20 protein-coding genes are annotated in these 23,571 nt (G+C 70.1%); 15 read left to right on the forward strand and 5 right to left on the reverse strand.

Features of this window, described 5'->3' with window-relative positions; all coding sequences use genetic code 11:
* The first annotated feature begins 1 nt into the window (after nt 1).
* The 5 genes from AC0NZN_RS16310 (at nt 2) to AC0NZN_RS16330 (ending at nt 7,981) form a co-directional block, all read left to right on the forward strand.
* Nucleotides 2–1,042 (forward strand): ABC transporter permease, encoded by a 1,041-nt coding sequence (locus tag AC0NZN_RS16310; protein WP_474593373.1) that lies wholly within the window; start codon nt 2–4, stop codon nt 1,040–1,042.
* Complete coding sequence (locus AC0NZN_RS16315) at nt 1,039–3,315, forward strand: exo-beta-d-1,3/1,6-glucosidase (RefSeq protein WP_474593374.1); 2,277 nt, start codon at nt 1,039–1,041, stop codon at nt 3,313–3,315. Before AC0NZN_RS16310 ends, AC0NZN_RS16315 begins: the two co-directional genes overlap by 4 nt.
* A 135-nt stretch (nt 3,316–3,450) precedes the next feature.
* The gene (locus AC0NZN_RS16320) at nt 3,451–4,842 is read left to right on the forward strand and encodes a sigma 54-interacting transcriptional regulator (RefSeq protein WP_474593375.1); all 1,392 of its coding nucleotides are present in this window, start codon (nt 3,451–3,453) and stop codon (nt 4,840–4,842) included.
* 39 nt (nt 4,843–4,881) lie between these two features.
* Nucleotides 4,882–6,924 carry a vWA domain-containing protein gene (locus AC0NZN_RS16325; RefSeq protein ID WP_474593376.1) on the forward strand — a complete coding sequence of 681 codons (2,043 nt, stop codon included), beginning with the start codon at nt 4,882–4,884 and terminating at the stop codon, nt 6,922–6,924.
* A gap of 58 nt (nt 6,925–6,982) precedes the next feature.
* The gene (locus AC0NZN_RS16330; RefSeq protein WP_474593377.1) at nt 6,983–7,981 is read left to right on the forward strand and encodes a LacI family DNA-binding transcriptional regulator; all 999 of its coding nucleotides are present in this window, start codon (nt 6,983–6,985) and stop codon (nt 7,979–7,981) included.
* Nucleotides 7,982–7,984: 3 nt separating this feature from the next.
* Here the strand turns inward: AC0NZN_RS16330 and AC0NZN_RS16335 are convergent, their stop codons facing one another.
* On the reverse strand, nt 7,985–9,001 hold the full coding sequence (locus tag AC0NZN_RS16335) for a LacI family DNA-binding transcriptional regulator (protein ID WP_474593378.1): 1,017 nt from the start codon (nt 8,999–9,001) through the stop codon (nt 7,985–7,987).
* Between the two features lie 173 nt (nt 9,002–9,174).
* Here AC0NZN_RS16335 and AC0NZN_RS16340 point away from each other — a divergent pair, with 173 nt between their 5' ends.
* From AC0NZN_RS16340 to araA, 7 genes are all read left to right on the forward strand, one after another.
* Complete coding sequence (locus tag AC0NZN_RS16340) at nt 9,175–10,464, forward strand: ABC transporter substrate-binding protein (protein ID WP_474593379.1); 1,290 nt, start codon at nt 9,175–9,177, stop codon at nt 10,462–10,464.
* A 9-nt stretch (nt 10,465–10,473) separates the two neighbouring features.
* Entirely contained in the window at nt 10,474–11,496 is a 1,023-nt protein-coding gene (locus tag AC0NZN_RS16345) for a carbohydrate ABC transporter permease (RefSeq protein ID WP_474593380.1), read from the forward strand.
* The gene (locus AC0NZN_RS16350) at nt 11,493–12,359 is read left to right on the forward strand and encodes a carbohydrate ABC transporter permease (RefSeq protein ID WP_474593381.1); all 867 of its coding nucleotides are present in this window, start codon (nt 11,493–11,495) and stop codon (nt 12,357–12,359) included. Before AC0NZN_RS16345 ends, AC0NZN_RS16350 begins: the two co-directional genes overlap by 4 nt.
* Nucleotides 12,356–14,656 carry a beta-xylosidase/alpha-l-arabinosidase gene (locus AC0NZN_RS16355; RefSeq protein ID WP_474593382.1) on the forward strand — a complete coding sequence of 767 codons (2,301 nt, stop codon included), beginning with the start codon at nt 12,356–12,358 and terminating at the stop codon, nt 14,654–14,656. Before AC0NZN_RS16350 ends, AC0NZN_RS16355 begins: the two co-directional genes overlap by 4 nt.
* A 161-nt stretch (nt 14,657–14,817) precedes the next feature.
* Nucleotides 14,818–15,534, forward strand: coding sequence for an L-ribulose-5-phosphate 4-epimerase (locus AC0NZN_RS16360; RefSeq protein ID WP_474593383.1), 717 nt, complete (start codon nt 14,818–14,820; stop codon nt 15,532–15,534).
* Nucleotides 15,531–17,174: a xylulokinase gene (locus AC0NZN_RS16365; RefSeq protein ID WP_474593384.1), complete on the forward strand. Its 1,644-nt coding sequence runs from the start codon at nt 15,531–15,533 to the stop codon at nt 17,172–17,174. The genes AC0NZN_RS16360 and AC0NZN_RS16365 overlap by 4 nt, the downstream gene beginning before the upstream one ends.
* Before the next feature lie 24 nt (nt 17,175–17,198).
* A complete protein-coding gene (gene araA, locus AC0NZN_RS16370) occupies nt 17,199–18,710 on the forward strand; it encodes an L-arabinose isomerase (RefSeq protein ID WP_474593385.1) in 1,512 nt (503 codons plus the stop codon).
* A 4-nt stretch (nt 18,711–18,714) separates the two neighbouring features.
* On the opposite strand, the gene AC0NZN_RS16375 is transcribed toward araA, so the two are convergent.
* Nucleotides 18,715–19,869 carry an SLC13 family permease gene (locus AC0NZN_RS16375; RefSeq protein ID WP_474593386.1) on the reverse strand — a complete coding sequence of 385 codons (1,155 nt, stop codon included), beginning with the start codon at nt 19,867–19,869 and terminating at the stop codon, nt 18,715–18,717.
* Between the two features lie 105 nt (nt 19,870–19,974).
* On the opposite strand from AC0NZN_RS16375, the gene panD reads away from it, so the two are divergent.
* Nucleotides 19,975–20,355: an aspartate 1-decarboxylase gene (gene panD / locus AC0NZN_RS16380; RefSeq protein WP_474593387.1), complete on the forward strand. Its 381-nt coding sequence runs from the start codon at nt 19,975–19,977 to the stop codon at nt 20,353–20,355.
* Here panD and AC0NZN_RS16385 read toward each other — a convergent pair.
* On the reverse strand, nt 20,339–21,319 hold the full coding sequence (locus tag AC0NZN_RS16385; RefSeq protein ID WP_474593388.1) for a nucleoside hydrolase: 981 nt from the start codon (nt 21,317–21,319) through the stop codon (nt 20,339–20,341). The genes panD and AC0NZN_RS16385 overlap by 17 nt on opposite strands.
* Before the next feature lie 49 nt (nt 21,320–21,368).
* Here AC0NZN_RS16385 and AC0NZN_RS16390 point away from each other — a divergent pair, with 49 nt between their 5' ends.
* Nucleotides 21,369–22,199 (forward strand): ribokinase, encoded by an 831-nt coding sequence (locus tag AC0NZN_RS16390; RefSeq protein WP_474593389.1) that lies wholly within the window; start codon nt 21,369–21,371, stop codon nt 22,197–22,199.
* A gap of 152 nt (nt 22,200–22,351) precedes the next feature.
* Here AC0NZN_RS16390 and AC0NZN_RS16395 read toward each other — a convergent pair whose 3' ends face one another.
* Both AC0NZN_RS16395 and AC0NZN_RS16400 read right to left on the reverse strand, forming a co-directional pair.
* Nucleotides 22,352–22,516, reverse strand: coding sequence for a hypothetical protein (locus AC0NZN_RS16395; RefSeq protein WP_474593390.1), 165 nt, complete (start codon nt 22,514–22,516; stop codon nt 22,352–22,354).
* 49 nt (nt 22,517–22,565) lie between these two features.
* Nucleotides 22,566–22,772, reverse strand: a complete 207-nt coding sequence (locus AC0NZN_RS16400) for a hypothetical protein (RefSeq protein WP_474593391.1) — start codon at nt 22,770–22,772, stop codon at nt 22,566–22,568.
* Nucleotides 22,773–22,983: 211 nt separating this feature from the next.
* Here AC0NZN_RS16400 and AC0NZN_RS16405 point away from each other — a divergent pair, with 211 nt between their 5' ends.
* Nucleotides 22,984–23,520 carry a MarR family winged helix-turn-helix transcriptional regulator gene (locus AC0NZN_RS16405; protein WP_474593392.1) on the forward strand — a complete coding sequence of 179 codons (537 nt, stop codon included), beginning with the start codon at nt 22,984–22,986 and terminating at the stop codon, nt 23,518–23,520.
* The last annotated feature ends 51 nt before the right edge of the window (nt 23,521–23,571 follow it).

Genomic DNA, 23,571 nt, shown 5'->3' on the forward strand with positions numbered 1-23,571 from the left:
AATGAACACGAGCTCTCCTGCAGAGACGACATCCGTCGCGAAGAAGAAGAAGAAGACGTTCTGGAGCCAGCTCTCCGCGTCCCTGGCGATGTTCAGCAACCGCAAGTCGGCGGCAGGCCTCATCATCCTCGGGATCTTCGTGCTGGTCGCCCTCTTCGCCCCGCTGATCGCGCCGTACGATCCGACCGCGCAGCATCTGGACCAGACGCTGCAGCCGCCGTCGTTCCAGCATCCGCTCGGCACCACACACATCGGCGAGGACGTCTTCAGCCAGATCGTCTACGGAACGCGCGGCGTGCTCGTGGTCGGATTCCTCGCGACGATCATGGCCACGATCGTGGCGATCATCGTCGGCGTCACCGCGGGCTACCTGCGCGGGTGGAGGAGCGAGTCGCTGTCGGCGCTGTCGAACGTGTTCCTGGTGCTGCCCGCGCTGCCGCTGATGATCATCATCGCGTCGCAGTTCCAGGACCCGCCGCTCATCGTCATCGCGGCCGTCCTGGGGCTCACCGGATGGGCCTGGGGTGCGCGCGTGCTGCGGGCGCAGACGATGTCGCTGCGCAACCGTGACTTCATCCAGGCCGCGCGGGCCAACGGAGAGCCGCTGCACCGCATCATCCTGGTCGAGATGCTGCCGAACCTCATGGCGATCATCGCCTCGAGCTTCGTCGGGACCATGACCGCCGCCGTGCTGGGGCTCACGACCCTGGCGTTCATCGGCGTCATCCCGGTGTCGAACCTGAACTGGGGCACCATCTTGTTCTGGGCGCAGCAGAACAGCGCGTTCCCCGACTACTGGTGGTGGTACGTGCCCGCGGGACTGTGCATCGCGCTCCTCGGAGTGTCGCTGGCGCTGATCAACTTCGGCATCGATGAGTACGTGAACCCCCGTCTGCGCTCCGCCGGTGAGCGCGCGCGGGCGATGAAGCGAAAGGGTCTGAACGCGAACGCCGCCGTCACCCAGGTGCGCACCCCGTCGCCTGCGGCCTCACCCACCGCGGCGATCGCCGGAACGTCGTCGGACGGCGGCCCCACCGCATGACCTCGGCGCAGATGCTCGGGAGCGCCGCGCCCACGCACACGATCCCCCTTCCGTACCAGGACCCGCAGCTCACGACCGAAGAGCGCGTCGCCGACCTCCTCGCACGCATGAGCGTCGAGGAGAAGGTGGGGCAGATGCTCCAGCTCGACGCCCGCGACGACCTGAGCGACGTCGTCCTGCGACGCCACGTCGGCTCGATCCTGCACACCTCTCCGGAGCGGATCGTCGAGGCGAACGCGCTGACAGCCCAGACCCGCCTGCGGATCCCGCTGCTCGTCGGCGAGGACTGCATCCACGGGCACTCCTTCTGGCCCGGTGCGACGATCTACCCCACTCAGCTCGGAATGGCCGCGTCGTGGGACGCCGCGCTGATCGAGCGCATCGCCCGTGCCACCGCGCAAGAGGTGTCCGCGACAGGCGTGCACTGGACCTTCTCGCCCGTCCTGTGCGTCGCCCGCGACCTGCGCTGGGGACGGATCGACGAGACGTTCGGCGAGGACCCGTTCCTCATCGGCGAGTTCGCGAGCGCCATGGTGCGCGGCTACCAGGGAGAGGGTCTCGACGACCCGACGGCGATCCTGGCGACGGCGAAGCACTTCGCCGGATACTCGGAGACCCAGGGCGGGCGTGACGCGAGCGAGGCCGACATCTCGCGGCGCAAGCTCCGCAGCTGGTTCCTGCCGCCGTTCGAGCGGGTCGCCCGCGAGGGCTGCCGCACGTTCATGCTCGGCTACCAGACGACGGACGGCGTGCCGATCACGGTCAACGACTGGCTGCTGAGCGACGTGCTGCGCGGCGAATGGGGCTACACCGGCACGCTGATCACCGACTGGGACAACGTCGGCCGCATGGTCTGGGAGCAGCGGGTGCAGCCCGACTACGCGCATGCCGCGGCTGCCGCCGTGAAGGCGGGCAACGACATGGTCATGAGCACGCCGCTCTTCTACGAGGGCGCGCTGGATGCGGTCGCCCGCGGGCTGCTCGCCGAGGATGCGTTCGACGACGCCGTGGCACGCATCCTGCGGCTCAAGTTCGATCTCGGTCTGTTCGAGGACCCGCGGCTTCCTCGCCCGGACTTCGACACCGTGGTCGGCAGCGCCGAGCACGCCCGGCTCAATCTCGAGATCGCGCGCCGCTCGATCGTGCTCCTGGAGAACGACGGGACCCTGCCGCTCGCAGACTCCGCGCCGCTGCGGGTCGCTCTGGTCGGTCCGCTCGCCGATGACGCGCAGACCCAGCTCGGCGACTGGGCGGGTGGATCGGGTCAGGCCGGATGGCTCGACGGCCAGCCGCGCGAGATGATCACGACCGTGCTCGACGGCCTGTCGGGGATCGAGGGCTGGAGCGTGCAGCACGCGCGGGGCGCCGACATCCTCACCCTCGAGGACGACCCGCGCGGCGCCGCGTTCCCCGACGGGCAGCCTCGGCCGCCGATCGTCGTGCCGTGTGCGCCCGACGAGGAGCTTCTCGATGAAGCCGTGGTCGCGGCACGGGCGAGCGATGTCGTCGTCGCGGTCGTCGGAGACCGCATCGAGCTCGTCGGCGAGGGCCGCTCCACGGCGACGCTCGAACTGATCGGCGGTCAGGTCGCGCTCCTGGACGCCGTGATCGCGACCGGGAAGCCGGTCGTCGTCGTGCTGCTCGCGTCCAAGCCGCTCGTGCTGCCGCCCTCGGTGGCGAAGGCCGCCGCCGTGATCTGGGTCGCGAGCCCCGGCATGCGGGGTGGGCAGGCCATCGCGGAGATCCTCGCCGGACGCGTCGAGCCCTCCGGACGCCTGCCGATCTCGTTCGCGCGTCATGTCGGCCAGCAGCCGACGTATTACAACCAGATCCGAGGGCAGCACGGCGACCGTTACGCCGACCTCACGATGGCGCCGGCGTGGGCCTTCGGCGAGGGGCGCTCGTACACGACCGTGGAGTATGCCGACCTGACCCTCGCGGACACGACGCTCGACATCGGGGGCACCGTCATCGCCGAGGTCACCGTGCGGAACACGGGCGAGCGCCCGGTCCGCGAGACCGTGCAGGTCTACGTGCGCGACGCGGTCACGAGCGTCAGCTGGGCCGACAAGGAGCTGAAGGCCTACCGTCAGGTGGATCTCGCGCCGGGCGCCTCGGCCCGAGTGCGCATCGAGCTGCCGGTCGCCGAGTGCACGATCGTCGACGCCGCAGGCACCCGGCTGGTGGAGCCGGGAGCGTTCGAGATGCTCGTCGGACCGTCGTCCCGCGCAGAGGTGCTGCTTGCCGCGGGATTCGAGGTCGTCGCGAGCTGAGCGCCGTCGGCACGGGAGGGACCCGCGACCGCGGGTCCCTCCCGTGTGCGGCGGGTGCGATCACGGCGCGGTGAAATCGGGACGGATGTCGCCGATCCGGCCCACAGCGGGTCCCAGGCGTCTTAGCCTCTGGACATGACAACGCCGCCTCCCGCGATCACCACGACCGGACAGTTGCGTGCCTCGGGGCACACGCATCGCCCTCTGCGCGTCGAACTCCGCGAGAACCTCCTCGCCGCGCTCGCCGAGGGAAGCGACCCGTGGCCCGGCATCCACGGCTTCGACACGACCGTCATCCCGCAGCTCGAGCGAGCGCTCCTGGCCGGCCACGACATCGTGCTCCTCGGCGAGCGCGGCCAGGGCAAGACCCGGCTCCTGCGCAGTCTCGTCGGCCTGCTCGACGAGTGGTCCCCGGTCATCGAGGGCTCCGAGCTCGGCGAGCATCCGTTCCATCCGATCACGCCCGCCTCGCTCCGTCGCGCCGCCGAGCTGGGCGACGACTTGCCGGTCGCGTGGCGCCACCGCAGCGAGCGGTACGCCGAGAAGCTGGCGACCCCCGACACGTCGGTCGCCGACCTCATCGGCGACGTCGACCCGATCCGGGTCGCGGAGGGGCGGTCGCTCGGCGACCCCGAGACGATCCACTTCGGGCTCGTGCCGCGCAGCCACCGCGGCATCGTCGCCATCAACGAGCTGCCCGACCTCGCCGAGCGCATCCAGGTGTCGCTGCTGAACGTCATGGAGGAGCGCGACATCCAGATCCGCGGCTACGTGCTGCGCCTCGACCTCGACGTGCTCATCGTCGCGACCGCGAATCCCGAGGACTACACGAACCGCGGTCGCATCATCACGCCGCTGCAGGACCGCTTCGGCGCGGAGATCCGGACCCACTACCCGCAGACGATCGACGAGGAGATCGCGGTCATCCGCCAGGAGGCGGAGCTCGTCGCGCAGGTTCCCGACCACCTTCTCGAGATCCTCGCCCGGTTCACCCGCAATCTGCGGGAGTCGGATGCGGTCGACCAGCGCGCGGGCGTCTCCGCACGCTTCGCGATCGCCGGCGCCGAGACGATCGCCGCGGCCGCGCTGCACCGCGCGACACGGCAGCACGAGCAGATCGCGGTCGCACGCCCGGTGGACCTCGAGACCGCCGTCGACGTCCTCGGCGGCAAGATCGAGTTCGAGACCGGCGAGGAGGGGCGCGAACGCGCGATCCTCGAGCACCTGCTGCGCACGGCGGTCGCCGAGACGGCGCGGGCGCACCTGGCGGGGCTCGACACGCGCCTGCTCGTGGAGGCCGTCCGCAACGGCGCGACCGTCATGACCGGCGAGCAGGTGCCGGCGGCCGATGTGCTCGAGGCGATGCCCGTGCTCGGCGAATCCGACCTCTACGACATGGTCGCCCAGCGGCTGGACGCCGCCACGGCGGGCGAGCGCGCCGGCGCTCTCGAACTGCTGCTCGAGGCGCTCTACCTCGACCGTCGGATCGGCAAGGACAGCGCGGCGGGGGAGACGGTCTATGGATGACGGGATGCCGGTCGCCCCCGGCAGGAGTGAGGCGGTCTGATGGTCCGCGGCTTCCACCGTGCGCCGCAGCACACCTCGCGCTACGGCAGGTACTCGGGCGGGGATCCGCTCGAGCCGCCCGTTCCGGTGCAGGCCGCGCTCGAGGCGATCGGCGCCGAGGTGATGTCGGGCACATCCGCCGAGCGCGCGATGCGCGAGTACCTCCGCCGCGGCGACCGCAACCGGGAGGGTCTCGACGACCTCGCCCGGCGTGTGCGCGAGCGGCGCTCGGAGCTGCTGCGCCGCCACCGCCTCGACGGCACGCTCGAGGAGATCCGCGCGCTCCTCGACCACGCGGTGCTCGAGGAGCGCAAGCGCCTCGCGACCGACGTCGACATGGACGAGGACGCCCGCGCGTTCGCCGAGATGCGCATGGACAACCTGCCGCCGAGCACGGCGGCGGCCGTCAACGACCTCGCCGACTACGAGTGGAGAAGCCCGGCGGCGCGCGCCGACTACGAGCGCATCAAGGAGCTGCTCGGCCGCGAGCTGCTGGACCAGCGATTCGCCGGCATGAAGAACGCCCTCGAGAACGCGACGGATGACGACCGCCAAGCCATCCGCGACATGCTGAACGACCTCAACGACCTCCTGGAGAAGCGCCGGATGGGGGAGGACACGCAGGAGGACTTCGACGAGTTCATGCGCAAGCACGGGAACCAGTTCCCCGAGAATCCGCAGAACCTCGACGAGCTCATGGACACCCTCGCCGAGCGCTCGGCGGCCGCGCAGCGCATGCTGAACTCCATGTCGCCCGAGCAGCGCGAGGAGCTCATGAACCTCGCAGCCCAGGCCTTCGGCTCGCCGGAGCTCATGCAAGGGCTTTCGCGACTCGACGACAACCTGCGCTCGCTGCGCCCCGGCGAGGACTGGACGGGCTCGGCATCCTTCTCGGGTGATGAGCCCGCCGGTCTCGGAGAGGCGACCGGCGTGATGCAGGATCTCTCCGATCTCGACTCGCTGAGCGACCAGCTGTCGCAGAACTACCCCGGCGCGCGCATGGACGACATCGACCTCGATGCGCTCGCGCGCCTCATCGGCGAGGATGCGGGGATCAGCGCCCGCGCGCTGCGCGACCTCGAGCAGGAGCTGAAGGACACCGGCATGATCCAGCGCGCATCCGACGGCGCGCTGCGGCTCACACCGCGCGCGATGCGCCAGCTCGGCCGCGCGCTGCTGCGGGACATCGCGACCCAGCAGTCCGGGCGCACCGGCCAGCGCGACACCCGCCAGGCGGGCGCCGCGGGCGATCGCACCGGCTCGACCCGCGAGTGGGCCTTCGGCGACACCGAGCCGTGGGACATCCCGCGCACGGTGTCGAACGCCGTCCTGCGCACGGTCGCCGACGGGGGAGACGCCTCCGCCGGCGTGCACCTGGACACGCGGGACGTCGAGGTCGTGGAGACCGAGCAGCGAACGACGGCTGCGGTCGCCCTGCTCGTCGACACGTCGTTCTCGATGGCGATGGACGGCCGCTGGGTGCCGATGAAGCGCACCGCGCTCGCGCTGCACCACCTCATCTCGAGCCGCTTCCGCGGCGACAACCTGCAGCTCATCGCGTTCTCGCGCTACGCCGAGGTGATGGACATCGAGCAGCTGACGGCGAGGGATGCCGTGTGGGACAAGGGCACGAACCTCCACCACGCCCTGCTGCTCGCACAACGGCACTTCCGCCGGAATCCGGCCGCGCAGCCCGTGCTGCTGATCGTCACGGACGGTGAGCCCACGGCGCACCTCGAGTCGGACGGGGAGGTGGCCTTCGCCTACCCGCCGGACCCCCGCACGGTCGCCATCACGGTCCGCGAGCTCGACAACGTGCAGCGACTCGGCACGCAGACGACGTTCTTCCGGCTCGGCGAGGACCCCGGTCTCGCCCGGTTCATGGACGCCCTGGCTCAGCGCGCGCATGGCCAGGTCGTGGCGCCCGAGCTCGACGACCTCGGGCGGGCCGTCGTCGACAGCTACCTCGGCTCGCGGCAGGCGTGGCGAGGCTCGCCCGAGGACTTCGGTGACCTGCTGCGCGGTCGCTCCTGGTGGTGGTGACACGCCGGCGTGCGCAGGCCGCCGTTCCCGCGGCGCTACCGTGTTCAGCGGAGGACGCATGACGAAGCCACGGCAGCACTCGGGCCGCGTCGGGGTGCGGGACGTCGCGCAGGCCGCGGGAGTGTCGACGCAGACGGTGTCGCGGGTCATCAACGACTACCCGCACATCCGCGACGACACCCGCCGCAAGGTCGAGGTCGCGATGGAGGAGCTCGGCTACCGCGTGAACAACGCCGCGCGCACGCTCGGCACCAACAGCACGCGGACCCTCGGGGTGATCGCATCCGACTCGACGCTGTTCGGTCCGGCCTTCGCCATCGCCGCGCTCGCGCTCGCCGCGCGTGAGCGGGGGAGGTGGGTGGCGACCGCGTACGCGCAGGCGGATGATGCGGCCGCCGTCGACGACGCGCTCACCCACGTGCTCGGTCAGGGCGTCGACGGTGTGGTCGTCGTCGCGCCGCACGCACGCACGCTCGAGGCGCTCGCGGCGCGCAGTCCCGGTGTCCCGCTCGTCGCGATGCACGACGGACCGGGCGCGGCCCGCCAGTCCGAAGGCGCCGCGCTCGCGGTCGCGCACCTCGCCTCGCTCGGCCACACGCGCATCGCACGCCTCGGCGGCCCGGCGGATTGGATCGAGGAGCGCGCCCGCGCCGCCGGTCACGACGCCGGCCTCGCCGCCGCTGGTCTCCTCGCCGGTCCGCACTGGTCGGGCGACTGGTCGGCGAGGGATGCCGCCTCCCGCGCGAGCGAGATCGCCGCGGCCGTGCGCGCACCCGATGGTCCGACGGCCATCGCGGTGGCGAACGACCAGATGGCGCTCGGTCTGATCGCGGGGCTCGCGGAGCGCGGGCTCAGTGTTCCGGGCGACGTCAGCATCACCGGCTTCGACGACAACCCGGATGCCGCGTACTACCGGCCGGCGCTCACCACCGTGCGTCTCGACATCACCGGGGAGGCGCGGCGCTGCGTCGCCGCGGCGATGGGCGACGAGCCGGACGGCATGCCGAGCGCACCGGAGCTCGTCGTCCGCGCGTCCACCACGGCACCCGCGGCATAGCGATCAGCGCGCGGCGGCCGCGCCCGCGCGCGGCGGTGCGGTCGTCGCGCGGGGAACCAGTCGCGTCGGCAGCGTGATGTGCGTGGCCTCCGGCGTCTCGCCGCGCATGAGCGCGAGCAGCAGGCGGGCGGCCTCGGCGCCCAGCGTCTGCATCGGCTGGCGCACGGTCGACAGCGCCGGGATCGATTTCGATGCCTCGGGGATGTCGTCGAAGCCGATGATCGACAGGTCTCCGGGAACGTCGAGCCCGAGCTCGGCGGCCACGCGCATGATCTCCATCGCCGTGATGTCGTTGGCCGCGAAGATCGCCGACGGGCGGTCGACACGACCGAGCATCTCGAGGGCCGCTTCGCGCACCGTGTCCTCGCGATAGCTGCCCGATCCGACGAGCATCGGGTCGACGGCCAGTCCGGCCTCCGTCAGGGCGCGGCGGTACCCCGCATCCCGAGCGATCGACGAGCGCAGATCCGGCCGGCCCGCGATGAAGCCGATGCGGGTGTGTCCGAGCTCGATGAGGTGACGCGTCGCCTGCAGGGCGCCTCCGAAGCTGTCGCACTCGACCGTCGGCAGATCGGCGGGGCCCGTGTGCGGATCGATCGCCACCACCGGCACCTCGGTGCCCGCATCCACCACCGTCGGGGTCACCATGATCGCGCCGTCGATCAGCGTCCCGCTCAGCCGGGAGAGGGAGCGGCGCTCCCACCCGTCCGCGGAGCCGTGGGAGCCCGAGTAGGCGAGCAGATCATGGCGCGAGTGCCGCAGCGCCTGACCGACGCCTTTGAGGATCTCCGCGCTGAAGGGCTCGAAATCCGCCACGAGCACCCCGATCACACCGGTCGTGCGCGAGCGCATGCTGCTGGCGATGAGGCTGGACTCGTAGCCGAGTTCGTCGACGACGGCGAGCACCCGGTCGAGCGTCTCGCTCGACACGCCGTAGCGGCCGTTCACCGCCTTCGAGACGGTCGAGACCGAGACGCCGGCGGCGGCGGCGACGTCGTTGATGGTCGGGCGGTGCTTCATGATTTCGAAAGCATAACGGTTGGAAACCGTTTTCGAAAACGTTTGACACACATTTGTTGTCGGCGCATACTTTTACAGCTTGGACCGCCGTCCCAGCATGTGCGCGATCCCCCTCGCGCGGAACACCGCACCCCGGAGCAGAGGTGCTCCTCAAAGAAGAGAACGGGAATCACATGAAAGTCAACAGGATCCTCGCGGGTTCTGCCGCGCTCGTCGTCGGTGCCCTGGCGCTCGCCGGCTGCAGTGCGGCCGGCTCGAGTCAGAGCACCAACGGCAAGGTCGAGATGACGCTGTGGCAGAACTCCACGACCGGTCCCGGTCAGCAGTTCTGGAAGGACGCCATCTCGGCGTTCGAGAAGAAGAACCCGAACGTCACGATCAAGATGCAGTCGATCCAGAACGAGGACCTGGACGGCAAGCTCCAGACGTCTCTGAACGCAGGCGACCCGCCGGACATCTTCCTGCAGCGCGGCGGCGGCAAGATGGCGGCGATGGTGCAGGCGGGCCAGCTCATGGACCTGACCGGCAAGGTCGCGGGCGAGGCGAAGAGCAACATCTCCGCGGGCTCCTTCAAGGCGGAGACCTATCAGGGCAAGGTGTGGGCGATGCCGCTGTCGGTGCTGCCCGGTGGCATCTTCTACAGCAAGGACCTCTACGACAAGGCCGGGGTCACTGCGCTCCCGACCACGGTCGACGAGTTCGAGGCCGCCAACGCCAAGCTGAAGGCATCGGGCGTCGCTCCTCTCGCTCTCGGAGCGAAGGATGCGTGGCCTGCCGCGCACTGGTTCTACTGGTTCGCGCTACGCGAGTGCGCGCCGTCGGTCATGGAGAAGACCGGCGACTCGAAGAACTTCAGCGACCCGTGCTGGCTGAAGGCCGCCAAGGATGTCAACGACTTCGCCGCGACCAAGCCGTTCAACGACGGCTTCCTCACCACCTCCGCCCAGCAGGGCGCAGGCAGCTCCGCAGGTCTCGTCGCCAACCACAAGGCTGCCGGCGAGCTCATGGGCGCGTGGGATCCCGGCGTGATCGCGTCGCTGACGCCCGACCAGAAGCCGCTCCCCGACCTCGCCTGGTACCCCTTCCCGGAGGTCTCCGGCGGAAAGGGCCAGCCCGGTTCGATCATGGGCGGTGTCGACGGGTACTCGTGCTCGGCCAAGGCTCCGAAGGAGTGCGCCGACTTCCTCAACTTCGTCGCCTCGAACGATCAGCAGATCGCGTACTACAAGGCCTACAACTCGCCGCCCGTGAACACGGTCGCGCAGAAGGAGGTCACGGAGCCCTACCTCCAGCAGATCCTCGAGGCCTACAACAAGGCTCCGTACGTCTCGCAGTGGCTCGACACCGTCCTCGGGCAGAACGTCGGCAACGCGCTCAACGTCGCCGTCGTCGACATGCTGGCCGGCAAGAGCACTCCTGCGCAGCTCATCCAGTCCGCCAACCAGGCCGGCGCGAAGGGCTAGGCACTCCGCATGACCATACGCGAGACACCGAAGACGGACGATCGCCCGAGCACGGATCTCGCGCAGCGGACCGGGGGCGGCGACATGCCGCCGCCCCCGGCGTCGCCGCGCCCCGGCCGTCGCGGGCTCGGCTGGTCCGGCCGTCTGGAGGTCGCGGTGCTGGTGGGGCCGGCGCTGCTCTTCTTCGTCGGCTTCGTCATCTTCCCCGTCATCATGGCGGCCTACTACGGCTTCTACAACTGGCACGGCTACGGGCCGGCCACCGACTTCATCGGCCTCAAGAACTACGTCACGATCCTCACCGATCCCGATTTCCAGGAGGCGCTGGGTCACAACGCCTTCATCGTGGTGATGTCGCTGGTGATCCAGGGGCCGATCGCACTGCTGCTCGCTCTGCTTCTGAACCGCAAGATGCGCGGGCAGTCGCTCATCCGCGTGCTGATCTTCGTGCCCTACGTCATCGCGGAGGTCGTCGTCGGCACCGGCTTCAGCCTGATGCTCGCGACCAACGGCGCGCTCAACGGCCTGCTCGACAACCTCGGGCTCTCCGGACTCACCCGGGAGTGGCTGTCGGACCCCAGCATCGCAATCTGGACGCTCATCGCCATCCTCACCTGGAAGTACGTCGGGTTCGCCGTCATCCTGTTCCTCGCCGGTCTGCAGGGCATCCCGGACGAGCTGTACGAGGCGGCCGCGATCGACGGCGCGACGTATTGGCAGATCCAGTGGCGCATCACCGTGCCGCTGCTCGGCCCGACGCTCCGGATCTGGGCGTTCCTGTCGATCATCGGCGCGCTGCAGCTCTTCGACCTCGTGTACATCATCTGGGGACAGTACGTCGCTCCCGTGGCAGGCACCTCGACCATGGCGACCTACATGGTCGCCAACGGCCGCAACGCCGGCAACTTCGGGTACGGCAACGCCGTCGCCGTCGTGATCTTCCTCATCTCCCTCGTCGTCGCCCTCGTGTACCAGCGCTTCGTGCTGCGTCGCGACACGGCCGGCGCGCTCACCGAAAGGACCGCCCGATGACCGCGGCTCTTGAGACGATCGAGCTGCCGCTGCCCCGGCGCTCGCGATTCCGGGCGGCGACGCCCGCCGTGTACTTCGTCGCGCTCATCGTGATCGCGCTGATGCTCGGCCCGGTTCTCTACATCATCCTGGGCGGCTTCCGCTCGAACTCGCAGATCACCGTCGATCCGGCGGGCTGGCCGAAACCGTGGGTGTTCACGAATTACATCGACGTCCTCACGGGAGGCACGTTCTGGCCCCTCGTGCTGAATTCGACCATCGTCGCGGTCGCGACCACGGTCGGCGTGGTCGTGCTCGGACTCATGGCGAGCTACGTGCTCGCCCGGTACCGGTTCCGCGGCCGCGGCGCGCTGTACGCGGTGTTCGCCGCGGGCCTGATGTTCCCGATCACCGTCGCCATCACACCGCTGTACATCGTGGTCCGCGACCTCGGGCTCATCAACTCGCTCCCCGGGGTCTTCCTGCCCCAGATCGCCTTCGCGCTGCCGACGACGATCATCATCCTGGTGCCGTTCCTGCGCGCCATCCCCGATGAGATCCAGGAGGCGGCGTTCATCGACGGATGCGGACGCCTCGCGTTCTTCTGGCGCATGGTGATCCCGCTCGCGGTCCCCGGAGTGATCACGGTCGGCATCCTCGCCTTCATCGGCAGCTGGAACAGCTACCTGCTGCCCCTGTATCTCCTCAACGACAACGCGACGTTCACCCTGCCGCTCGGCGTGCAGGCGTTCTCATCGCAGTACTCGGTCGACACCGCGAAGGTGCTCGCCTTCACGTCGCTGTCGATGATCCCCGCGCTCGTGTTCTTCAGTCTGTTCGAGCGCCGCATCGTCGGCGGACTCACGGGAGCGGTCAAGGGATGAGCGATGTCGGACTCCCGCCGGTCTCGGAGCGGGTGCGGTCTCTGCACGCCCGGATGACCCTCGACGAGAAGGTCGCGCAGCTCGTCGGGTACTGGGTCGATCAAGGCGATGACCTCGTCGCGCCCATGGCGGGCGAGATGATCACATCCACCAGATACGAGGATGCGACGGTCCACGGCATCGGGCATCTGACCCGGGTCTACGGCACCCGGCCCGTCGACCCTGTCGAGCGCGCCGCGTGGCTGTGGCGCGAGCAGCGCCGCCTGCAGGAGGAGACGCGTCTCGGCATCCCGGCGATCGTCCACGAGGAGTGCCTCACGGGTCTCGCCGCCTGGAAGGCGGCGACCTTCCCGACGCCGCTCGCATGGGGCGCATCGTTCGATCCGGCGCTGGTCGAAGAGATGGGCCGACTCATCGGGGATTCGATGCGTCAGCTCGGCATCCATCAGGGCCTCGCCCCGGTGCTGGACGTCATCCGTGATCCTCGGTGGGGCCGGGTCGACGAATGCATCGCGGAAGACCCGTATGTCGTCGGCACCATCGGCACCGCGTACGTGCGAGGACTGCAGGATGCCGGCATCCATGCGACCCTCAAGCACTTCGTCGGGTACTCGGCATCGCAGGCCGGACGCAACCATGCTCCGGTCCATGCGGGATCGCGCGAGCTCGCCGACGTGCTGCTCCCGCCGTTCGAGATGGCGGTTCGCGACGGCGGCGCCCGCTCGGTCATGAACTCGTACGCCGAGGTCGACGGAGTGCCGGTGGCCAGCTCGGAGGAACTCCTCACGGGAGTGCTGCGCGAACGCTGGGGGTTCGACGGGGTCGTCGTCGCGGACTACTTCGCCGTCGCCTTCCTGCACACCATGCACGGCGTGGCCGAGGACCTCGGGGCGGCGGCCGCGATGGCGCTCGCGGCGGGCATCGACATCGAGCTGCCCACGGGCGATGCGTTCACGGCGCCACTCGCCCAGTCGGTGCGCGATGGCCGCGTCGACGAGTCTCTGGTCGATCGCGCGGTCCTGCGCGTGCTCGCAGAGAAGGAGGAGCTCGGGCTGCTCGACGCGACCTTCGACGAGCCTCCGGCCGAGATCGACCTCGACACGCCGGCGCATCGCGACCTCGCACGACGCCTGGCGGCCGAGTCGATCGTCCTGCTGTCGAACGACGGGGTCCTGCCGCTGGAGCTGCCCGCGAACGCCCGCATTGCGATGATCGGTCCGAACGCCGACTCGCCCGAGGCGCTCATGGGGTGCTACTCGTTCGTCAACCACGTTCTCGCCCATCACCCCGAGGTCCCGCTCGGTCTCGAGCTGCCGAGCCTGTCCGACGCCCTCCGGGCGGAGCTGCCGGATGCCGAGATCGATGTCGTCGCCGGGTGCGCTGTCGAGGGCGATGATGCGAGCGGCATCCCCGAGGCCGTCGCTGCGGCACGGGCGGCGGATGTCGCGATCGTGGTCGTGGGAGATCGCGCGGGGCTGTTCGGCCGCGGCACGGTGGGCGAGGGCAACGACGTCGAAGACCTGGAGCTTCCCGGCCTGCAGCGGCGGCTCGCGGAGGAGGTCGTGCAGACCGGGGTGCCGACGATCATGGTCGTGCTCTCCGGGCGTCCGTACGCGATCGGGTGGGCGCTCTCCGGGGCGGCCGCCCCGGCGGCCGTCGTCCAGGCGTTCTTCCCGGGAGAGGCCGGCGGTGCCGCCATCGCCGAGATCCTCTCGGGCCGCACCGCGCCGTCCGGTCGGCTGCCGGTGTCGCTGCCGCGCTCGGCCGGAGCGCAGCCGTTCAGCTATCTGCATCCGATCCTGGGCGGCCCGTCCGAGATCACGAGCGCCGACAGCCGCCCCGTGCTTCCGTTCGGCCATGGACTGACCTACACGACCTTCGAGCGCGCGGACCTGACGGCGCCGATGGAGTCCGCGACGGACGCCGACTTCACCGTCGTCGTCGAGGTCGAGAACACCGGCGCTCGAGCGGGCGTGGACGTCGTCCAGCTCTATGCGCGCGACGTCTATGCGAGCGTGACCCGACCTGTCGCGCAGCTCGTCGGCTACGCACGCGTGCCGCTCGAGGCAGGAGAGCGGGCCGTCGTCCGGTTCCGGGTGCCCACGGCGCGACTCGCCTTCACCGATCGCCGCGGCATCCGCGTCGTCGAGCCGGGGGACGTCGAACTGTGGGTCGGCCCCTCATGCGAGGAGCGGGACACGTCGGCGACGATGCGGCTGACGGGCCCGATTCACGAGTTGAGCGCGTCCGATGGACGCACGGTCGCAGTCGCGGTCGAGACCGGAGTACGGGCCTGAAGGCACGTGCTGCTGCAGGATCCGGCCGAGGCCCGGTGATCCGGCGAATATCGGGCGATTCGGACGAATCCGCCCGATATTCGCCGGATCACCGCGCCCACCACGTGGTGTTCACGGAGTGTTACCGGTAACATAGCTATCGACGCACCGAAGGAGGCAGCGTGACCACGTTCGACCCGAGCACCGAGGCCGCGATCGCGCGGATCCGCGCGGAAGTGGCCGCGCTCCACGGCGAGCTCGTCCGGTACGGCCTGGTGGTGTGGACCGGCGGAAACGTCTCGGGCCGCGTGCCCGGCGCCGACCTGTTCGTCATCAAGCCGTCAGGTGTCTCGTACGACGACCTCGCTCCGGAGAACATGATCCTCTGCGACCTCGACGGCGTCGTCGTGCCGGGCAGCCCGGGCAGCGACCGCAGCCCGTCGAGCGACACCGCCGCGCACGCCTACGTCTACCGGCACATGCCCGAGGTCGGCGGGGTCGTGCACACCCACTCCACCTACGCGGTGGCGTGGGCCGCGCGCGGCGAGGAGATCCCGTGCGTCATCACGGCCATGGCGGACGAGTTCGGCGGCCCGATCCCCGTCGGGCCCTTCGCGATCATCGGCGACGACTCGATCGGTCGCGGCATCGTCGAGACGCTCGCAGGCCATCGCTCCCGCGCCGTGCTGATGCAGAACCACGGCCCGTTCACGATCGGGGTGTCGGCGAAGGATGCGGTGAAGGCCGCGGTGATGGTCGAGGACGTCGCCCGCACCGTGCACATCGCACGCGAGGCAGGGCCCCTCATCCCCATCCCGCAGGAGGCGATCGACAGCCTGTACGGCCGCTATCAGAACGTGTACGGTCAGGCCGCCGACGCCAGGTGGACCGCGTCATGACCGCGTCCGACGTCATCGCCTCGGGCCGCACGGCCCTCGGCATCGAGCTGGGTTCGACGCGCATCAAGGCGTGCCTGGTGGATGCCGACGACCCTGCGACCGTGCTCGCCACCGGCTCCCACGACTGGGAGAACCGGCTCGCGGACGGCCTCTGGACCTACGACCTCGCAGACGTCTGGGCCGGGCTGCAGGCCTCCTTCGCCGACATGGTCCGCGACGCCGAGTCCCGCCACGGCGTGCGGCCGACGGCGTTCGGCTCGATCGGCGTCTCCGCGATGATGCACGGCTATCTCGCCTTCGACGAGGCCGGAGAGCTGCTCGTCCCGTTCCGCACATGGCGCAACACGAACACCGGCGCGGCGGCCGCCGAGCTCACCGAGCTGTTCGGTCTCAACATCCCGCTCCGCTGGTCGATCGCGCACCTGCACCAGGCCGTCGTCGACGAAGAGGCGCACGTGCCCGACGTGCGCTTCGTCACGACCCTGGCCGGCTACGTGCACTGGAATCTGACGGGCGAGAAGGTGCTGGGGATCGGGGACGCGTCGGGCATGTTCCCGATCGACTCGACGACGCGCGACTACGACGGGTACCTGCTCGCCACGTACGACGGCCTCGCCGCCGGCCGGATCCCCGGCCTGTCGACCCTGCTGCCGCACGTGCTGACCGCCGGGTCGGCCGCCGGGATGCTCACGGCGGAGGGCGCGGCGCTCCTCGATCCGACCGGTGCGCTGGCAGCCGGCATCCCGTTCTGCCCTCCCGAGGGCGATGCCGGCACGGGCATGGTCGCGACGAACGCCGTCGCGCCGCGCACCGGCAATGTCAGCGCGGGCACCAGCATCTTCGCGATGGTCGTGCTCGAGCGGCCGCTGGAGAGCGTTCACCACGAGCTGGACCTGGTGACGACCCCGTCAGGGGATGCCGTGGCGATGGTCCACTGCAACAACGGCGCGAGCGAGCTCGGGGCCTGGGCGGCGCTGTTCGGACGGTTCTCCGAGGTATCTTCAGGGCGCTTGCGCTCCGCGCGTTCCGACGCCTCCGCAGCACCAGCCGGCGCCGCTGTCGACCGGGACGCGGTGTTCGAGGTGCTCCTGAACGAGGCCCTCGACGGCGACGCGGATGCCGGGGGGCTGCTCGCGTACAACCAGCTCGCAGGCGAGCCGATCGTCGGGCTCGACGAGGGCCGTCCGCTGTTCGTCCGCACGCCCGACAGCGCCTTCACACTCGGCAACTTCGCGCGCGCCCAGGTCTACGGCGTCTTCGCGACGCTCGCGCTCGGCATGCGCGTGCTGCATGCCGAGGGCGTCGAGCTCGACCGCATGTTCGCGCACGGCGGCCTGTTCCGCACGGCCGGGGTCGCGCAGCGGTTCCTCGCCGCGGCGCTCGACGCCCCGGTCGCCGTCGGCGACAGCGCGAGCGAAGGCGGGGCATGGGGCATCGCGGTGCTCGCCGCCTACACGGCCGCCGTCTCCCGCATGCCGCTGGCGGAATACCTCGAGCACGAGGTCTTCAGGAACGCCGCGATCGATCTCGCCGAACCGGACCCGGTGGATGTCGCCGGCTTCTCCGCCTACCTCGACCGTTACCGTGCCGGGCTCGCCGTCGAGTCCGCCGCCGCCCGACACCTCGCCACCGGCCGCTGAGCCGGAACCGAAAGGACCGTCCGCATGACCCGCACCGCACTCTCGACCTCCCTCGACGCCTACGAGGTGTGGTTCGTCACCGGCAGCCAGAGCCTGTACGGCGAGGAGACGCTGCGCCAGGTGGCTGAGCAGGCGCGGGGCGTGGCATCCGGTCTGTCCGAGCTGCCCGTGCGGGTGGTCTTCAAGCCGGTGCTGATCGAGGCGGACGGCATCCGTCGTCTCGCGCTCGACGCGAACTCGCGCGACGACGTGATCGGCGTCATCGCATGGATGCACACGTTCAGCCCCGCGAAGATGTGGATCGGCGGACTCGACGCGCTGCGCAAGCCGCTGCTGCACCTGCACACGCAGGCGAACGTCGAGCTGCCGTGGGCCGACATCGACTTCGACTTCATGAACCTCAACCAGGCCGCGCACGGAGACCGCGAGTTCGGCTACATCCAGACGCGCCTGGGCGTCGCCCGCAAGACCGTCGTCGGGCACGTCTCGAACCCGGTCGTGCGGCAGCAGATCGAAGACTGGCAGCGTGCCGCCGCTGGGTGGGCGGCGGCACGCGGCCTCAAGCTCGCCCGCTTCGGCGACAACATGCGCTATGTCGCGGTGACCGAGGGCGACAAGACCGAGGCGGAGCTCCGCTTCGGCGTGCAGGTCAACACGTGGGGCGTCAACGAGCTGGCGGAGGCGGTGGATGCGGCGTCCGCCGCAGACGTCGACGCCCTTGTCGACGAGTACCTCGAGCAGTACGACGTCGTGCCGGAGCTGCGGCCCGGTGGCGACCGCCACGCGTCGCTGCGCGACGGCGCGGCGATCGAGCTGGGCCTGCGCTCCTTCCTCGAGGAGGGCGGCTTCGGCGCCTTCACCACCTCGTTCGAGGACCTCGGCGCGCTGAAGCAGCTCCCGGGACTCGGCGTGCAGCGGCTCATGGCCGAGGGCTACGGCTTCGGTGCCGAGGGCGACTGGAAGACCGCGATCCTCGTGCGCGTCGCGAGCGTCATGGGCGCCGGCCTCCCCGGCGGCGCGAGCCTCATGGAGGACTACACGTACGACCTCGTGGCCGGCGACGAGAAGATCCTCGGGGCGCACATGCTCGAGGTCTCGCCGTCGCTGACCACCGCGAAGCCGCGGCTCGAGATCCACCCGCTGGGCATCGGCGGCAAGGGCGACCCGGTGCGCCTGGTGTTCACCGCCGACCCGGGATCCGCGGTGGTCGTCGCGATGAGCGACATGCGCGACCGGTTCCGGCTCGTGGCGAACGTGGTCGACAACGTCGAGGCGCCCGACCTGCCGAACCTGCCCGTCGGCCGCGCGGTGTGGAAGCCGCAGCCCGACTTCGCGACCTCGGCCGCGTGCTGGCTCGCCGCCGGTGCGGCGCACCACACCGTCATGACGACGGCCGTCGGCATCGAGGTGTTCCGCGATTTCGCCGAGATCGCCGGCACCGAGCTGCTGGTCATCGACGACGACACGACGGCCCGTGGCTTCCAGCGGGAGCTGCGGTGGAACCAGGCGTACTACCGCCTCGCACAGGGGCTCTGACCGGTCAGGCCGTCAGGGCGAGGGCGAGGGTGGCTGCGACGACCGTGACGGGCGCGACGACCGCACCCAGCAGGATGTAGCGGCGCCACCGGATGCCGACATCCATCGCCGTCAGACGCTGATGCCACAGCAGTGTCGCGAGCGACGCCCACGGCGTGATGAGCGGTCCCACGTTGACGCCGATCAGCAGCGCAGCGAGGCGCACGGGGCTGCCCGCCACCGGCTCGAGCGCGAGGTACGCCGGGAGGTTGTTGATCGCGTTGGCGCTCAGCATCCCGGTCAATGACAGACGGAGCAGAGCGAGCGGTGACTCGCCCTGTCCCGAGATGCGGCTGAGCACCGCGCCGAGCCCAGCCGACTGCAGGGCCGCGACGAACAGGAAGAGCCCGGCGGCGAACAGCAGCAGGCGCCAGGGGATCAGGCCGAGCCGGACGGCCGCCCGCTGCCGCACGAGGAACGCCACGACCAGCACCAGTGCGGCGGCGGTCGATGTCATCCACACCGGGATTCCGGACACAAGCAGCGGGACCAGCACGATGAGCACGGCGACGGCGATCCAGAAGAGCACGCCGTCCAATGGGCGGCTCGAGGTGGCTGGTCCGTAGCGGGCGAGAAGAGAGCGGCGCGACAGCAGGAAGACGACGGCCATCGGGATCACCATGGCCACGAGCGCCGCCGCCCACATGAGCGCGGCGAACTGCACCGGCGGCAGATCGCCCATCGCCTGCTGCGCGAGCAGGTTCGTCAGATTCGAGATCGGGAGCAGCAGTGACCCGGTGTTCGCCATCCAGACGGTCGTCAGCGCGAACGGCAGCGGGTTCAGGCCGACCTGGCGGGCCATCACGACCACGACGGGGGTGAGGAGGACGGCGGTGGTGTCGAGCGACAGGAACACCGTGCTCAGGGCGGCCACCGCGACGACGAGCAGCCACAGCAGCCAGGCGCGCCCGCGGCCCCAGCGTGCGACCCGACGGGCGAGCACCGTGAAGACGCCGGCCGCGGCGGCGAGCTCGGCGACGACGGTGATCGCCGTCACGAAGAGGAGGATCGGCCAGACACGGTCCCACAGCCGGACGACGTCGGCAACGGGAAGGAGACCGGTCGCGACCCCGATCGCGCCCAGGGCGATGAGCACGAGGCTGACGGCCACCGTCCGCATACGGCCTCCTCACGTTCGCCCTCGGGAAGCGTACGCCCGCATTCCAGGTCGCCGATCGCGCCTCGCCTATTCTTGGACGCAGTCCACAATCAGACGGAGGTCTCTGTGCGCCGCACGCTGCTCAAGTCCAAGATCCATCGCGCCACGGTGACCGGGAGCGACCTGAACTACGTCGGGTCGATCACGATCGACGCCGACCTGCTGGCCCTCGCCGACATCGTCGAACACGAGCAGGTGCACGTCGTCGACGTGAACAACGGCGCGCGGTTCGAGACGTACACCATCGCCGGCGAGCCGGGCTCGGGCGTGGTGCAGATCAACGGCGCGGCGGCGCGCCTCGTGCACACCGGCGACGTGGTGATCGTCATGTCCTACGCCGACTACGAGGCGGCCGAGGTCCAGTGTCACCAGCCCGTCGTCGTGCACATCGACGAGGACGCGGCAGAGCCCAACCAGCCGATCGGCGTGCTCATGAACGCGGGCTGACGCTCCTGTCGCCGAGAAGCGCCTCGAGCAGGTGGGATGCGAAGTCCGCCGGGTCGACGTCGAAGGCGACACGCGTCCTGACCTCGGGGTGGTCGACGTGGCCGGCCCGCTGCATCCGCATGTCGACGATCGTCTGCCCGCGACCGGGGCCGCCCGTCGTGTCGACTTCGACCGGCACAGCCGGCGCCCGGGTGAGACGGACGGCGCCCGTCGCGATGGCCGCCGCGAGCGGATCGTGCAGCGCACTGCTGCGCCGCCCGAAGACGCCCTGGTAGTAGTCGAAGTAGTGGCCGAGCATGTCCGCGAGGGCGCGCGCGAGCGGATCGCCCGAGTCGGCCAGGGCGCGCTGATGCCCCTCATCGAAGACGTGCTGCATCGTGATGTCCAGCGGGACCAGGATGACGTCCCAATCAGCCGACACGACCGCCTGCGCGGCCTCCGGGTCGTGCCAGATGTTGGCCTCGGCGACCGGCGTGATGTTCCCGGGCGCGAGCGCGGCCCCGCCCATCGCGACGACCTCGGCGATGCGCTCCGGCAGTGACGGGTCGCGCTCGAGCGCCCGGGCGAGGTTCGTGAGCGGTCCGGTGGCGACGATCCGCAGCGTGCCCGCGTGCTGGTGCGACAGCCGGAGCAGGAGGTCCACGGCCGACTCGTCGATGGTCCGGTGCGCCGCCGGCGGGAGCTCCGTGCCCCCGACGCCGTTGTCGCCATGGACGTGCGCGGATCCACCCCCATACGGCTGTGCAAGCCAGTCGTGCTCCCCGACGGCGACCGGGATATCCGGGCGTCCTGCGGTGCCGAGCAGACGCAGCGTGTTCTCCGCGGCCTGCTCGGCGCTGGTGTTGCCGCTGACGGTGCCGATGCCGACGATCTCCACGGCCGGCGTCCGCAGCAGGTAGCCGATGGCGAGGGCGTCGTCGATGCCGGTGTCGCAGTCCAGGTAGATCGGGAGGCGGGAATCCATGAGCCCATTCTGATCGGATGCCGGGCGAACCTGTGCGGAGTGGGCCAGGATGTCGAGGGTGAACCTCGTCGTCGTCGGAAGCATCAACGTCGATCTGACCGCCACCGTGGACCGGCTGCCGGGAGCGGGGGAGACCGTGGGTGGCGGCATCCTTCGCCGCGCACCCGGCGGGAAGGGTGCCAACCAGGCCGTGGCAGCCGCGCGGCTCGGCGCAGACGTGCGGATGATCGGGGCCGTGGGCGACGACGGCGACGGCGCGTGGTCGCTGCAGCAGCTGGCGGCCGCCGGCGTCGACACGACCGGCGTCGCCGTGGCGGCGAACCCGACGGGGACGGCGCTCATCGGCGTCGACCGCGTCGGCGAGAATCAGATCATCGTGTGCACGGGCGCGAACGCCGATGTCCGCATCGAGGGCGCGCGGATCGATCCGGACGACACGGTGCTGACGCAGCTGGAGATCGACCTCGACGTCATCGCGCAGCTCGCCGAGCGCCACCCCGGGTTCCTGGTGGTCAACGCCGCGCCCGCGCAGCATCTGCCGCAGTCGGTCGTCGATCGGGTGGACCTGTTCATCGTCAACGAGACGGAGTACGCGCTGCTGCCGGAGCTCGCCACCGCGAAGCGGGTCGCCGTGACGTACGGCGGTGACGGTGCTGCGATGATCGAGCGTGGCGTGGAGGTGGCGCGCGTCCCTGCGGTGCGCGTCGAGGTCGTCAACACCGTCGGTGCGGGTGACGCGTTCTGCGCGGCCCTGGTCCTCGCCCTGCGAACGGGGGTGAGCGACGAGGAGGCGCTGAGGATAGCGTGCGCCGTCGGCGCTGTTGCGGTGACGCATCCTGACAGCCAGCCGCCCCTGCAGCCGCTCGACTCGTACCGGTGAGCTCGGAGGACCTTCGCCCGGCGCTCGATCGTGCGATGCGCCGGAAAGGCGGATGGGCGCGCACCGCGGTGATCGCGGTGCGCGCCCGGGGGTGCTGGAGCGCGGGTCTTACTTCGTGAGGGTGTCCTTCAGAACCGGTCTTCTCCGCTGGGTCAGACGCTTCGGCGTCCGCTGATCGAGCGCACCAGCCAGCCGATGACGGCGAGCACCAGAAGGATGACGCCGACCCAGAGCAGGAAGTTCAGCGCGTGGATGAGCCCGCCGGTGACCAGCAGGATGATGGCGATGATGGCGGCGATGATCAGGAGGATTCCCATTGTCTTGCCTTTCGAGCGAGGTTCTTCGGGGGGTGGGCTGGGGTCAGCCTCAGGCGGCGCGCAGCGCGCTGAGCTGACGGACGTGCTCGCGGCGACGGTGCCGCGCCATGGCGAGCATGTCGCTGTATCCGCCGCTGAAGAGCGGGCGGATGCGGGGAACCAGGTCAAGCGGTGCAGTCGCCGCGGCGACGCTTTCACGCGCCGGGACATCGCGGAAGTCGCTGCGGAGCATCTGGCTGTTGTCGAGCGTGGCCACGGTGGCCTCCTTTGCTGTACGGCAAAATCTCGTGTCCGAGATCGCTACGAGAAACAACTATCACATGAGGTGAGAGATTCGTCAAGCGAGTAATCCAGACAATTGGATTCACGTCGAGATACACATGACCGTGGTAGGATCACGAATGAGTGAACGACCCCGACGCCACCTGGCGAGTTGCCTCTGATTCCGTTCACCACTGGGAGTAGTCGTGCCGCAGACCGTTGTCCTCCATGAACGCCAGCACCTGTACGCCGAGGAGCCCAAGACCGAGATCGGTCGCCGGCTGAGCGATGCGCTGCTTGCGCTCCGCCGTGCGGAGAATGCGCAGGCAGACCGGGCACTGCACTCCACGCGGCTCGGTACCCTCGACTTCACAGCTCTCCGCTACCTGGTGCAGGCGCAGCGGGACGAGCGGCTGATCAGTCCGAAGGACGTCATCGTCATGCTCAACACGTCGAGCGCGACGGTCACCAACGTGATCGAGCGGCTCGTGGGCCGCGGCTACGTGACCCGGGTGAGCCACCCTCGGGACCGCCGCGCGCACTACCTCGTGCCGACGCCGCAGGCGGTCCAGCTCGTCGAATCCGCCTACCACGACCATCATGCCGCGATCGTCAGCGTCATCGACTCGCTCGGCGACAGTGAGAGCGCGACGGCGGCGAAGGTCATCGAGGCCATCGTCACGCAGCTGGACGCCATCGCGGGCCCCCGCCAGGACACCGACACCGTCACGCCGGCGCTGTAGTCCGTCGCCGCACGGGACGGGCGCGAGACGGCGGTGGGAGACGCCGATCGC

The organism is Microbacterium sp. sgz311019, from assembly GCF_056135325.1.